The sequence below is a fragment of the Bacillus sp. MHSD_36 genome (assembly GCF_030757775.1).
Taxonomy (GTDB): Bacteria; Bacillota; Bacilli; order Bacillales; family Bacillaceae_G; genus Bacillus_A.
The window spans coordinates 137,330-151,785 of record NZ_JAVBIS010000006.1 but is presented as its reverse complement, the minus strand read 5'-3'; the positions used below and the strand labels follow the sequence as shown (position 1 = coordinate 151,785).

Genomic DNA, 14,456 nt, shown 5'->3' with positions numbered 1-14,456 from the left:
TTATTCTCCCCCTGTAGCTAGTGCCATAATAGACTCTTGTGATGCCGCATCTTTCTCTAAAATGCCGCCGACTTTTCCTTCATGAATGACAAGAACGCGATCACTCATTCCTAAAACTTCTGGAAGCTCAGATGATACCATAATAACGGCATCTCCTTGCTCGGTAAGCTTATTCATAATAGAGTAAATTTCTTTCTTCGCTCCAACATCTACACCCCTTGTTGGCTCATCTAAAATGAGTAACTGCGGGTGGATACCTAACCATTTTGCAATAACAACCTTTTGCTGATTCCCACCAGAAAGAGATTTCACTGCTTGCTCTCCACTAGATGCTTTCACATTAAGTAGCTTCATCATATCCGCTGTAAACTGTTGTTCTAGTTCGTTACTAACGATACTTCCCTTTGATAGACTTTCTAAATTCGGTAAAGCTAAATTTTCTCGAATTGAGAAATCTAAAACTAATCCTTCAGATTTTCTATCCTCTGTAATAAAAGCTATTCTTTGTCTAATCGCATCTATCGGACTATCAATCTTTACTTCTTGTCCATTTATGAAAATTTGGCCAGAATCTAAAGGCTCGTATCCAAATATCGCTTTCATAATATCTGTACGTCCAGCTCCCATCAAGCCAGCAACACCAAGAATTTCACCTTTTCTCACCTGAAACGATACATTTTCAAACTTCCCTTTTTTCGTTCCATTACGCATCTCAAAAATAACATCGCCAATTTGACTATTTCGTTCTGGGTAACGTTCACCAATGCTGCGCCCCACCATCATACTCACTACTTCATCAAATGATGTTTCCGGAATGGATCTCTTTCCAACATATTCCCCATCACGTAAAATCGTAATGGTATCACATATTGAAAAAATCTCTTCCATTCGATGTGAGATATAAACGAACGAAACGCCTTCTTTACGTAATTTATTAATAACAGTAAACAACGTTTCAATTTCACGATCTGTTAATGCAGCTGTAGGTTCATCCATAATAATAACGCTCGCGTTTGTCATTAACGCTTTCGCAATTTCGATAATTTGCTGTTGTCCAACCGATAACTCTCCTGCCAGCATAGCGCCTTTTACATGTAAACCTAGTTCCGCTAATTGCTGCTGCGCCATCGCGTTCATTTGACGCGTACGCAAAATACCCGTCTTCCCATACATTAACTCTTTACCGAGAAACATATTTTCAGCCACTGTTAAATTCGATAATATGTTCAATTCTTGATGTATAAATGCAATACCGTACTCTTCAGCTTCTTTCGCATTTTTAAAAGTTCGTTCTTGTCCATCAATCGTGATTGTTCCACCATCTCTTTTATATACACCTGTTAAAATTTTCATGAGCGTTGATTTACCCGCTCCATTTTCCCCCATCAATGCATGAACTTCTCCTGTTTCAATCATAAACTGTGCATTCTTCAAAACAGGATTGCCATTGAACGCCTTTGAAATATTTTTCATTTCAATACGCATTCCCATCACTTCCCTTTATTAAAAAATTACGCCTGCATGTAAAATTACATTGGCATAAGGAGTAGCCTCTCCTGTACGAATAATCGCCTTCGCTTTCTTCGTATGCTCTTTAAATTGTTCATGAGATACATATTCAAACGCTGGCTCTATTAATTTCAGCTCAATCTCTTTATTTACTTCCGCATTATTGTTAATGATTTCTTCTGCTAACGTCACTTTTTCAATTGCCATATCATCAGCTACCACTTGCAATACATCTAAAAAGCTAGGTTTTCCAATCTCAACAGCTAAATCAATTCGTTTTACTCCGTCAGGAATCGGTAACCCACAATCAGCGATTACAATCGTATCTGTATGCCCAAGTGAAGCAAGGACTGATGCAATCTCACTGTTTAATACACCGTGCTTTTTCATCCAACAATCACCTGCACTTCACGCACTTTATCTCTCGTTGGCATACCGCCTTGCGCCCCAAGCTTCGTTACAGAAAGACCACCAGCAATATTTGCAAAACGAATTGCTTTTTGAAGTGCTTCTCCTTCAGAAAGCGCAACTGCTAATGCACCATTAAATGTATCACCAGCTCCAGTCGTATCTACTACATCAACAGCAATGCTAGGAACGTGTACAATGTCCGTACCATTATGGAAACGTACACCGTTAGAACCTTCTGTCATCAATAGTTTGTTTGGATATTTAGCCAGTAGCTCTTCAATTGGTGATGTGAAATCATCTAATACGATGCGGCACTCATGTTCATTTGGTGTAATATAAGTTGCCTTTTCTAAAATATCTTCTGATAACACTTGTGCTGGCGCTGGATTTAACATAACTGGAATATTATGCTCCTCACAAATAGCCAATACATATTTTACTGTTTCAAGTGGAATCTCTAGTTGAAGAACAACCATATCTGCTTTTATAAGAAGATCTTTTGATTGATCCACAACCGGCTCATTTACAAGAGCATTCGCTCCTTGCACGACAACAATACTATTATCCTCTTCTGCTAAAACGATATGGGCAATTCCTGTCGCCGCATCTGTAACCGGTACCACATAGTCAATAAAAACGCGTTCGTTCTCTAAATTTTTTCTCACTACAGTTCCATAATTATCGTTTCCTACCGCTCCAACCATTGCTACATTTGCACCTAATCTCGCTGCAGCAACCGCTTGGTTAGCTCCTTTTCCTCCTGGAATTGTATGAAATGCTTCACCAATTACTGTTTCTCCTGCTTTCGGACGTTTTTTTGAAACGGCCACTAAGTCCATTGAAATACTACCTACTACTGCAATATTTGGCATCTGTTTCATCTCCTTACTTCGTTGTATTTCGTTCTATAATTTCAATCGGTAAACGATAGTGTTTCTCTTCTAATATGTTTCCTTCCATCTGCTCTAACAGCAGTTCTGTTGCAACTTTCCCCATCTCATAAATTGGCTGTGCAACAGTTGTAATAGATGGATACATCATCTCTGTTAAAGAAATTCCATCGAATCCGATAATTTGTAAATCATCCGGAATAGAAATCCCCTTTTGAAGTGCAGCCTTTACAATACCTATTGCAATCAAATCATTCCCGGCAACAATTCCATCTATATGTGGGTACTCTTCTAATAATTCCACAGCTACAAGCTCACTATTAACTGGATCAAATGTACTCTCTGCAATCATATAAGAAAGATTATTTTGCGTAATAACGTCTACAAAGCCTTCAAAACGTTCATTAGCTGTGCTTACGTCACGCGGTCCACGGATATGCGCAATATGTTTACAGCCTTTGTCTATTAATAACTTTGTCGCTGCCTGACTCCCCGCATAGTTATCTGCATATACAGCAGGTATACGCTCATTAAACATACGGTCAATTGCAACGACTGGTACTGACAAATTCATGTAATTAACGCTATTTTGTGGATTTGTTGCTACAATAAATCCGTCTACATTATTTTGTCTAAGTACATCAATATATTGCTTTTCTTTCTCTAAATTTTCATCAGAGTTACAAAGTACAACTGTATATCCTTGCTTATGAGCTACATCTTCTACGGCACGTGCAACTTCTGGAAAGAATGGATTCACGATATTTGGAACAACTAAGCCAATTAAACGAGATTTCTTATTATATAGTGAACGTGCTACTGTACTAGGTTTATAATCTAGCATCTCAATCGCTCGTTCTACTTTCTTTAATGTATCTTCATGAACATATCCATTTTTATTTAATACTCTGGAAACGGTCGCAACAGATACTCCCGCTAATTTCGCAACGTCTTTAATCGTACTCATTCTTTTCCCTCTCCATTTCATGTAACCGTTTACAGAAAATAATATAACGTATTTCTAGAAATACGTCAATCATTTCTCACGAAAAAGCTTTTAAGGTTATACTCAAAAAAAGCACCGCCATAAGGCGATGCTTTTTCATTACGAATAGGATACAGTTTGTTCTTTTTCCTCTGTAGCTGGCTCTTCAGCGTCTTTTTTACGATCTGACAGTTTAATCTTCTGTAAGAAAATCGTAAAGATAGCGCCTACTACGATAAATACTAATCCTGTTAAGAATACAGTATGAAGTGAGTCTACTAAAGAGTTTTTCAAAATTGGTACAATGCTGTTAGCAAACGCTTCTGGCATTTGTTTTAATGCCTCTGGACTAAATAGCATCGAATATAAACCTTGTGGATCTGTATGAATCATATCTTTAAATTTCGTTACCATTTGTCCTGCTTCTTTCGGGAACGTATCTAATACAGGTACTAAATTCTTTGTTAATGTTGTACCTGAAGTGTTATTCATAATGGATCCTAAAATTGTAATACCAAATGTTCCACCAATTTGACGGAAGAACTGACTTGATGATGTTACGACACCAAGGTCTTTTTTCGGGAAGCTTTCTTGTAACGCTAATGTTAATGTTGGCATTACAAGACCCATGCCTAAACCGATAACCATCATATAAGACGTTGCAGTTAATTTAGTTGTATGCATATCCATCGTTGTTAATAACCAGAATCCTCCAGCCATTATAAGCATTCCTGTAATAATTTGTGGCTTTACACCAACTTTTAATACAAGTTGCCCACCGATAATACTCATCACAATCATTGTAATCATCATCGGCGTCATAATTGTTCCTGATTCAGCAGCACTTACTCCTACAATTCCTTGCATAAAGAATGGTACGAACATAATCGCACCGAACATTCCAATACTCATAAAGAATCCAATCGCATTTAATAATGTAAATGTACGATTTTTAAAGAAGTGCATAGGTAAAATCGGTTCTTCTGCTCTCGTTTCAACGATAACAAAGCTAACGATACCAATTAAAGCTAATGCAAATAACCCGATAATTTGCCATGAATCCCATGGATAATCTTTTCCGCCAAATGTTAAGGCAAGTAATAAACTTACAACACCAAGAATCATCGTGAAAATTCCAGCAATATCAATTTTAATTGGTCCTGTTTGTTTATGTGATTTTAATCCCATTGCAATAAAGATTGTTGCTAAAATACCAACTGGCAAGTTAATATAGAATACCCATCTCCAGTTCACTGCATCTACAATCCAACCACCAACTTGCGGTCCAATTACAGAAGCAAGGCCGTATAACGCACCAAAAATACCTTGCCATTTTGCACGTTCTTTTCCCGTGAACATATCTCCGATAATAATCATAGCCATTGGCATCATAATACCGCCACCAAGACCTTGAATACCACGGAAAATAATTAATTCTGTCATACCATTTGCCATACCACATAATGCCGAGCCAGCCATAAAGATAACTAGCCCTGTTATATATACGTTACGACGACCAAGTAAATCCGCTAATTTACCTGCAATTGGTACGACTGTTGTTGATGTTAACATATAAGCTGTTGTTAACCACGTCATTAAGCTTAATCCGCCTAGTTCACCGACGATACGCGGCATTGCTGTACCAACGATTGTTCCATCTAATGCAGCAAATAGCATCGCGATTATTAAACCGATTAACAGCAACTTTCTATTTATGTTTTGTTGTTGCTCCATGTAATCTCCTCAATTCCTCTTAGTTATTCTCTTTTTTCTCTTGTGTCCCGCAAATAATTGTTTCTAATTTCTCAAAGAGGCGTAATAAATCTTCTCTTTCTTGTAATTCTAAATGTGAGAAGTATTTTGCTAAATGCTCATTACGAGCAATCATTGCCTCTTCTACCCTAGATTTCCCCTTTTTTGTTAACTCAATGACGACAACACGACGGTCATCTTTGTCGTGATAGCGTTCTACAAGCTCTTGGTCAATTAGGCGATCAATCATCACTGTAATTGCACTAGGCTTTACATACATCTTTTTTGCTAATTTTGTCGCCCTTGAAGCTCCATAATGATCTAAAATCTTTAAAATATAAAACTGCGGTGGTGTAAGTCCTGTTGCTTGCATTTGTTCTAATAGCTCAGTCTGCATTTTCTTTCCAATCGAAAACGCAAGAGCTTGAATTTTATCGATATGCGTCATATCATTTGGCATGTTATCCACCTCTTATTTAAACAATAAAATATTTAATGTATTTAAATATTAATCCCACGAACAAAATACGTCAACACTTTTTATTTATAAAAACGTTTACAAATTTGTCACAAAGTTGTATAATTTTCGACGAAGTTAATATTGACAGTCACGGAGAATCGGAGTACACGGCTATGAATCATAAAAAAGGAAACTTTTTTATATTTCATGGCCTTTTTATATTCTCTTTGCCTTACAACACTTCGAATTAATCAGGGGAGGATTTTCATTTTATGTTTTTTACACAATTCTTTAAACCTGCGCCCCACGCGGAACGCTTACCAGCTGATCGCGTTGATAGCGAATACCGTAAATTACGTTTACAAGTATTCTTAGGTATCTTCATCGGTTATGCGGGTTATTACTTTGTTCGAAAAAACTTTTCACTTGCAATGCCATACTTGATCGAACAAGGATTTAGTAAAGGGGAACTTGGGGTTATCCTTTCAGCAGTTTCTATCGCTTACGGATTAAGTAAATTTCTTATGGGTATCGTATCCGATCGTTGTAATCCTCGCTACTTTTTAGCAGCTGGGCTATTTTTATCAGGTATCATTAATATTATTTTCGGCTCATTTTCTTTCATTACAACAAGCATTATACTTATGTTCGTACTTCAGTTTTTAAACGGATGGGTACAAGGTATGGGATGGCCTCCTTGTGGGCGTACAATGGTTCACTGGTTCTCTATTAGTGAACGTGGTACAAAAATGTCTATTTGGAACGTCGCTCATAATGTCGGCGGCGCACTTATGCCTTCTCTTGTAACATTAGGCTTATATTTCTTTGCAAATGACTGGCATAGTATTTTTTACTTCCCAGGTATTCTTTCAATTTTAGTTGGTATTTATGTGTTAATTACGATGAAAGATACACCTCAATCTTGCGGATTACCTTCTATTGAAGAACATACTGGAGAATATCCACCAGATGAGAAAGTAAAAGATCGCGAACGCGAACTTTCAGTAAAAGAAATTTTATTTAAATACGTATTAAACAATAAATTTTTATGGTACATCGCTATTGCGAACGTTTTCGTATATTTCGTACGTTACGGTGTTGTAGACTGGGCTCCTACTTATTTAGTAGAAGAAAAAAGCTTTACTCATAGTAGCTCACGTACAGCTTACGCTCTATATGAATGGGCTGGTATTCCAGGTACACTTCTTTGTGGCTGGATGAGTGATAAACTATTTAAAGGACGCCGCGCACCTGCCGGTATTTTATTTATGGTTGGTGTATTTATCGCCGTTCTTGTTTATTGGCTAAACCCTCCTGGGAATCCAATGGTTGATAGTATCGCACTTGTCGCGATTGGATTTTTAATTTACGGACCTGTTATGTTAATTGGTCTACATGCCCTTGACTTAGCGCCAAAGAAAGCTGCTGGAACTGCAGCGGGATTAACTGGCTTCTTCGGTTATTTAGGTGGAGCTGCTTTCGCTAGTGCCGCTATGGGCTTTATCGTAGATGCATTCGGATGGGATGGCGGATTCATCTTATTACTTGCATCTTGTGTACTTGCAATGTTCTTCCTTGCTCTTACTTTAAAGACAGGATCTACAAAACAAAAACAAGCTTAAGTACTAATATTATTCTTATCAAAAAAAGAGAGACTGTTCTTTCCAGAACACCTCTCTTTTTTCTACATATAATACTTTTTTCTTACAAAAGATTTATTTCTCTCCTACATATATGTTAGCGTTTCCAAAACGCTTCAACTACTACTACAACTGCATTCAATTTTTATATAAAAAGATTTTTGAATATTTTCTCAACTTTATCTTGTCAAACATTGTCAATTTATATTAAAATAACAACAACATACAAAACATTTAGTCTTTTCAGAAAAGATGGAGGGATAGCCATGAAGAATCCACTTCTTCGCATTGAAAACTTACAGACTTCCTTTCGCATACAAGATCAATATCATGCAGCAGTTGATAACGTTTCATTAACTGTCCATGAAAATGAAATTGTCGCGATAGTTGGTGAATCTGGTTGCGGAAAAAGTGCACTTGCCCTTTCTATTATGCGACTGCATAATGAAGCAAATACAAAATTACAAGGGCAGCTTAACTATAGAGATAAGGACTTGTTGACTATGTCAGCCGCAGAGATGAATAAAGTACGTGGATCAAACATCGGTATGATTTTCCAAGAACCTCTTACAGCACTCGATCCTCTCATGACAGTTGGAAAACAAATCGAAGAAAACCTAGACTACCACACAAGCCTTTCAAAAGTTGAAAAGAAAGAACGCACCTTAGAACTACTCCATCAAGTTGGTATTCCAAAACCAGAACTTACATATAAACAATACCCACACGAATTATCTGGCGGAATGAGACAAAGAATTGTTATCGCAATTGCAATTGCTTGTAACCCAGCACTCATTATTGCTGATGAGCCAACAACGGCCCTTGACGTAACCATCCAAGCACAAATTTTAGATTTACTAAAATCTATTCAAGAACAAACGAAAATGGGCATCATTTTAATTACTCATGATTTAAGTGTTGTCGCAGAAACAGCCGATCGTATCGTCGTTATGTACGCTGGACAAGTTGTAGAAACAGGAAAAGTGGAAGAGATTTTTAACAACCCTCTTCACCCATATACTCGTTCTCTATTAAACTCCATTCCATCTGCGTATGCTGAAAAAGAAAAATTGCATGTAATTCAAGGGGTTGTACCGACGTTAGCTAAACTACCCCGTACAGGTTGTCGCTTCCAAGCTCGAATTCCATGGATTAGACCTGATCAACACGAGGAAAATCCAATTTTACATGAAGTAAAACCAGACCACTGGGTGCGTTGTACTTGCTACAAGCATTTCAACTTCCAAGATAAGAAAGGAGATGACGTAACTCATGGCACTGCTTAAAGTAGAAGATTTAAAAGTACACTTTCCAATTAAAGGTGGTGTTTTCGGTCGTACATTAGACTACGTTCGTGCTGTTGATGGCGTAAGCTTCGAGCTACAACCTGGCGAAACGTACGGAATCGTTGGGGAATCTGGGAGCGGCAAATCAACAACTGGAAAAGCGATTATGCACTTAACGAAAGCAACAGGCGGCAGCATTCATTTTAATAATAGAGATTTAACAAAGTTAAGTCGCTCAGAACTAAGAGAACAACGAAAAGATATTCAGATGATTTTTCAAGATCCTTATTCATCCTTAAACCCGAAGAAACGTGTTATGGATATTATCGCTGAACCACTTCGGAATTTTGAGAAACTCTCACCTGATGAAGAGCGTAGAGCTGTTCAAGATTATCTTGATAAAGTTGGTCTAAATCCAGAGTCTATTTATAAATACCCACATGAATTTTCCGGTGGACAAAGACAGCGGATTGGTATTGCACGCGCACTTACACTAAAACCGAAGCTTATTATCGCAGATGAACCTGTATCTGCACTTGACGTGTCAGTACAAGCGCAAGTTTTAAACTTCTTACAAGATTTACAATCCGAACTCGGACTAACATACTTATTTATTAGTCATGATTTAGGTGTAATTCGCCATATGTGTGACCGTATAGGTGTTATGTATCGCGGACGCATTGTGGAAGAAGCAACTAGTGCTGAAATTTATAATAATCCACAGCACATCTATACGAAGCGCCTAATATCAGCTATTCCTGACATTCGTCCAGAAAACCGCGAACAACAGCGTAAATTGCGCCGTGAAGTAAGCGCCGAGTACGAAAAATCATACGAAAATTATTTCAATGAAAATGGACGTGCTTACGATTTAAAACCAATCTCGCCAACTCACCGGGTGGCATTACCATAAGGGAGTGATAAAACATGTGGAAATTTATATTACGCCGGATTTTAGTTATGATACCACAATTATTCATATTAAGCGTACTCGTCTTTACACTTGCTAAAGCAATGCCAGGTGATGCATTAAGTGGCGCTGAACTAGCAAACCCAAAAGCCGATCCAAAAGTAATTGAAGAACAACGTGAGAAACTTGGGTTAAATGATCCTATTCCCACACAATATGTAAGGTGGATTTCAAATGCCGTACAAGGGGATTTCGGTATTTCTTACGCACATAAAATACAAGTAACAGATATTATTGGGGAACGCCTTGGTAATACAGTGCTGTTAGCTCTTCTAATTCTTATTCTTACTTATTTAATCGCCATTCCACTTGGCGTTATAAGTGGACGTTGGAATGATACGTGGGCTGATCGACTCATTACACTCTATAACTTTTTAGGATTTGGTACACCCCTATTTATTTTTGGATTAGTAATGTTATTCTTATTCGGCTTTTTATACCCAATCTTCCCTACAAGTGGTAGCGTGGATCCACAAGTGGCAGCCGGATCATTTGATTACTATTTAAGTAAATTAAATCATATGATTTTACCAGCTTTATCTGGGGCATTAATTGGCACAGTAGGAACTGTACAATATTTACGAAGTGAAATTATTGATACGAAACATAAAGATTTTGTACGCACAGTAAAAGCAAAAGGTGTACCAGAATCTAAAGTATATTCCAGACATATTTTACGAAATTCATTTTTACCAATTGCAGCATTTTTAGGATATGAAATTACAGGTTTAGTTGGTGGCTCTATTATTCTAGAAAATATTTTCGGCTACCCAGGAATTGGACAATTATTTTTCCAATCTATCACTCAACGTGATTTTAGTGTCGTAACTGCTCTTGTATTATTTACTGGATTCGCAACGCTACTCGGGACTCTTCTTTCCGATATTATTCTAAGCATCGTTGATCCACGTATTCGTATTGATTAATGGAGGTGAAGAAACGTTATGTTAGCAAATCCTGAAAAACAAACTGAAGTCATTTATTACGAAAAGAGTCCTTCTGGTTTCTCCATTATGTGGCGAGAATTTCGTAAAGATAAACTAGCAATGTTTTCCCTATTCTTTTTAGCTTTAATATTAATAGCCGTTTATACAACTTCATTTATTATGAAACAAGAAGATATCGTTCGAGTTGATTTGTTCGCCATTTATGACTCTCCTTCAGCTGAACATTGGCTAGGAACTGATTATGGTGGCCGTGATATTTTCGGACAATTAATTATTGGTACACGTAATTCCTTTACAGTTGGGTTAGCCATCACTCTTTTATCAACCCTTATTGGTCTTACGATGGGACTAATTGCTGGCTATTTTGGAGGAGTTGTCGATAACATCATCATGCGTTTTATCGATTTTATGATGATTTTACCATTCTTAATGATTGTTATCGTATTTATCTCACTCGTTCCAACTTTCAATATTACTACATTTATTCTCATAATGACCGCTTTCTTATGGGTCGGAAAAGCAAGGCTTATACGCTCTAAAGTATTAACTGAGAAAGAACTTGATTACGTATCTGCATCCAAAACGTTAGGAACACCAAATTGGAAGATTATCTTCCAGCAAATATTACCTAATTTAAGCTCTATTATTATCGTAAATATTACATTAAATCTTGCTGGTAACATCGGGATTGAATCTAGTTTGACTTACTTAGGCTTCGGTCTACCAGAAAGTACACCGAGTCTTGGTACACTTGTAAGTTACGCAACAAACCCAGATGTATTGCAAGAAAAATGGTGGATTTGGTTACCCGCATCAATCATGATTTTAGTGTTGATGCTGTGTATAAATTTTATTGGTCAAGCGTTAAAACGTGCGGCTGATGCGAGACAAAGAAAAGGATAAGGGGTGGAGAAGTTATGAACAAACCAAAACTGTACAAAGTATTAAGTACACTTGCTGCTTCAACATTATTACTATCTGCATGTGGGGGTGCTGATAGCGGTAGCAAAAAAGCAAATACGAAAAAAGTAGAAACAAATAAATTTAGTGCTGCTGTAAAAAATGATGGTAAAGAAATTAAAGACGGATCATTAACTTATGGACTCGTTTCAAATTCACCTTTCTCTGGTGTTTTAAGTAGGGTATTGTATGAAGTTGCTCCAGATTCAGAAATTATGGATTTCTTTGATGAACAATTATTAGCTACAGATAAAAACTGGGAAATTACAAATGATGGTGCTGCAACGTATACAATTTCTGAAGATAAAAAAACAATTACAATTAAGATTAAAGATAATGTAAAATGGCACGATGGTAACCCTTTAACAGCTGAGGATTTAGAATATTCTTACTTAATTATTGGGAATAGCAAATATACAGGTATTCGTTACGATACACAAATGCAAATGATTGAAGGTATGGAAGAATATCACACTGGAAAAGCTGACAAAATTTCTGGTATTAAAGTAGTCGATCCAAAAACAATTTCCATTACTTATAAAGAAGTAAACCCTTCACTGAAAACTGGTATTTGGACATATCCTACACCTAAAAAATATTTAGGTGATATACCAATTGAAAAACTGGCTGAATCTGATAAGATCCGTCAAAATCCAATTGGATTCGGACCATTTAAAGTGAAGAAAATCGTCCCTGGTGAATCAGTTGAGTATGAGCGCTTCGATGATTATTGGGGTGGCAAACCTAAACTAAAAAATGTAACATTAAAAGTTGTAAACCCATCTATTGTTAGTGCATCTCTGAAAAAAGGTGATATTGATATTGCAGCAATTACTGCTGATCAATATCCGAACGTAAGTAAATTAAAAAACACACAACTAATTGGTAAAACTGACCTTGCTTATACTTATATCGGATTTAAGTTCGGACATATGGACAAAGCAAAGAATGAAGCTGTAATGGATAACGATAAGTTCAAAGACGTTCGTTTACGTCAAGCGATGGCTTATGCAATTGATAGAGAAAAATTAGGAGAAAAAGTATATCACGGACTTCGTGTTCCAGCTAACTCTCCAATTCCACCATCTATGCCAAAGTACCATAATAACAATGTTGGCGCATATAACTTAGATGTAGATAAAGCGAAAAAACTATTAGATGAAGCTGGCTATAAAGATAAAAATGGTGATGGATTCCGCGAGGATCCAAAAGGTAATGAATTTAAAATTAACTTCCTAGCTAGTAACGGTAGTGAAACAAGTGAACCACTGGCTAAATTCTATATTCAATCTTGGAAAGATATCGGCTTAAAAGTAGAACTTGTTGATGGACGACTACATGAATTTAATGCTATGCGTGATATGATTAAAAAAGATGATCCTAAAGTTGATATTTTCTCTGGTGCTTGGAACACTGGTTCTGATCCTGACCTTTCTGGTCTATGGGGTAAAAATGCTGGATTTAACTATCAGCGCTGGGTAAATGATGAAAATACTAAATTATTAGATGCTGGATTATCAGAAAAAGCTACTGATGAAAAATATCGTAAAGAAGTATACGATAAATGGCAAAAATTAATTCATGACGAGGCACCGATGATTCCAATTCATTACACATTTGATTTAACAGGTGTTAATAAGCGCGTAAAAAATTATGATGTCAACACTGAAGTGAATCAAATAACTTCACATTGGAAAGACGTTACTGTAACAAGTGAGAAGCCAGAAGTAGAAAAATAATCATAAAAATAGCTCTTAGCATTTACTTACTGCTAAGAGCTATTTTTTATTTATAATCCTTTTCTTACTATTTATAACAACCAATTCCTTTCCTACTCTAAGATTAAAAGATTTGATGAATCATCTTTATTACAACAGCTAACGTAACAGATGCAGCAAATCCTCCTAAACAAATAAGACCGACACCTTGGCTATATGATAAATTTTGAAATGCTTTCATCTTTTTCATCCTCCCTCTCTCCCCTTCGATATGTTTATTTTACCAATGGAATAATTTTCATAACATCGATTTCACTAACAACAAACTTACAAATTTGTAAGTTAACAATTTCTCTTTAAACTTATATATCTAGTATGTCCATCCCCTCCTCCTTTATACGTCAAAAAAGACCTCGCATTATATCAAGGTCTTGCTTACACTACAGAATATCTCACTCAATTTATTTAATAATCATCACCGGGCATTTTACTCGTTTTGCTATTTTATGACTGACACTACCAAGCACCATCTCTTGTAGTGTATTTAATCCTCTACTCCCAGCTATAACAAGGTCTATATCCCCTGTATTTACATATTGAACGATTGTATCTCCAGGATCACCATGTAATATCGTAATTGTATAAGGAATGTTCTCTTTCTTTAATAAACCTTCAATCTCTTTTAATTTATCTTTTCGGCTAGCCGATATTGTTTCTAAATCTGTTTGGCCTTGTATAATATCTGATTTTGCTGTTCTATTATCTACTACGTACACAACTTCAACATTTGTTTCTTCACTACATTTCGCAATATATGTTGCATGTTCCGCTGCTCGAAGCGCATGTTCAGAGCCGTCACATGCTAATATAATTTGTTTGTACATATGCTGAATCCCCTTTTCGTTATCCTACTCGTATTATATAATAA

Annotated in this window: 14 protein-coding genes; 6 read left to right on the top strand and 8 right to left on the bottom strand. The window is 36.6% G+C overall.

Annotation, left to right across the window (positions count from 1 at the left end):
• From rbsA to Q9B79_RS22170, 6 genes are all read right to left on the bottom strand, one after another.
• Positions 1–1,485, bottom strand: a complete 1,485-nt coding sequence (gene rbsA / locus Q9B79_RS22195) for a ribose ABC transporter ATP-binding protein RbsA (RefSeq protein ID WP_306187682.1) — start codon at positions 1,483–1,485, stop codon at positions 1–3.
• An 18-nt stretch (positions 1,486–1,503) separates the two neighbouring features.
• On the bottom strand, positions 1,504–1,899 hold the full coding sequence (gene rbsD / locus Q9B79_RS22190) for a D-ribose pyranase (protein ID WP_073517268.1): 396 nt from the start codon (positions 1,897–1,899) through the stop codon (positions 1,504–1,506).
• Entirely contained in the window at positions 1,896–2,792 is an 897-nt protein-coding gene (gene rbsK, locus Q9B79_RS22185) for a ribokinase (RefSeq protein WP_306187679.1), read from the bottom strand. The genes rbsD and rbsK overlap by 4 nt, the downstream gene beginning before the upstream one ends.
• A 13-nt stretch (positions 2,793–2,805) precedes the next feature.
• Complete coding sequence (gene rbsR / locus Q9B79_RS22180; RefSeq protein WP_306187677.1) at positions 2,806–3,777, bottom strand: ribose operon transcriptional repressor RbsR; 972 nt, start codon at positions 3,775–3,777, stop codon at positions 2,806–2,808.
• A gap of 138 nt (positions 3,778–3,915) precedes the next feature.
• Positions 3,916–5,529: an MDR family MFS transporter gene (locus Q9B79_RS22175; RefSeq protein WP_306187675.1), complete on the bottom strand. Its 1,614-nt coding sequence runs from the start codon at positions 5,527–5,529 to the stop codon at positions 3,916–3,918.
• Positions 5,530–5,548: 19 nt separating this feature from the next.
• The gene (locus tag Q9B79_RS22170; protein WP_166705263.1) at positions 5,549–6,007 is read right to left on the bottom strand and encodes a MarR family winged helix-turn-helix transcriptional regulator; all 459 of its coding nucleotides are present in this window, start codon (positions 6,005–6,007) and stop codon (positions 5,549–5,551) included.
• A gap of 272 nt (positions 6,008–6,279) precedes the next feature.
• Between Q9B79_RS22170 and glpT the strand changes: the two genes are divergently transcribed.
• The 6 genes from glpT to opp4A all read left to right on the top strand — a co-directional run bounded on the left by glpT (position 6,280) and on the right by opp4A (position 13,549).
• On the top strand, positions 6,280–7,629 hold the full coding sequence (glpT, locus tag Q9B79_RS22165) for a glycerol-3-phosphate transporter (RefSeq protein ID WP_306187672.1): 1,350 nt from the start codon (positions 6,280–6,282) through the stop codon (positions 7,627–7,629).
• A gap of 284 nt (positions 7,630–7,913) precedes the next feature.
• Positions 7,914–8,933: an ABC transporter ATP-binding protein gene (locus tag Q9B79_RS22160; RefSeq protein WP_098761544.1), complete on the top strand. Its 1,020-nt coding sequence runs from the start codon at positions 7,914–7,916 to the stop codon at positions 8,931–8,933.
• Positions 8,920–9,846 (top strand): ABC transporter ATP-binding protein, encoded by a 927-nt coding sequence (locus Q9B79_RS22155; RefSeq protein WP_001196379.1) that lies wholly within the window; start codon positions 8,920–8,922, stop codon positions 9,844–9,846. Before Q9B79_RS22160 ends, Q9B79_RS22155 begins: the two co-directional genes overlap by 14 nt.
• 14 nt (positions 9,847–9,860) lie before the next feature.
• Positions 9,861–10,829: an oligopeptide ABC transporter permease gene (gene opp4B / locus Q9B79_RS22150; RefSeq protein ID WP_000265441.1), complete on the top strand. Its 969-nt coding sequence runs from the start codon at positions 9,861–9,863 to the stop codon at positions 10,827–10,829.
• Positions 10,830–10,847: 18 nt separating this feature from the next.
• Positions 10,848–11,753: an ABC transporter permease gene (locus Q9B79_RS22145; RefSeq protein WP_306187668.1), complete on the top strand. Its 906-nt coding sequence runs from the start codon at positions 10,848–10,850 to the stop codon at positions 11,751–11,753.
• 14 nt (positions 11,754–11,767) lie between these two features.
• A complete protein-coding gene (gene opp4A, locus Q9B79_RS22140; protein WP_306187666.1) occupies positions 11,768–13,549 on the top strand; it encodes an oligopeptide ABC transporter substrate-binding protein in 1,782 nt (593 codons plus the stop codon).
• Between the two features lie 103 nt (positions 13,550–13,652).
• Here the strand turns inward: opp4A and Q9B79_RS22135 are convergent, their stop codons facing one another.
• Positions 13,653–13,778 (bottom strand): DUF4027 family protein, encoded by a 126-nt coding sequence (locus Q9B79_RS22135; RefSeq protein WP_000738295.1) that lies wholly within the window; start codon positions 13,776–13,778, stop codon positions 13,653–13,655.
• Positions 13,779–13,989: 211 nt separating this feature from the next.
• Positions 13,990–14,412: a universal stress protein gene (locus Q9B79_RS22130; RefSeq protein WP_000277995.1), complete on the bottom strand. Its 423-nt coding sequence runs from the start codon at positions 14,410–14,412 to the stop codon at positions 13,990–13,992.
• Positions 14,413–14,456 lie beyond the last annotated feature (44 nt).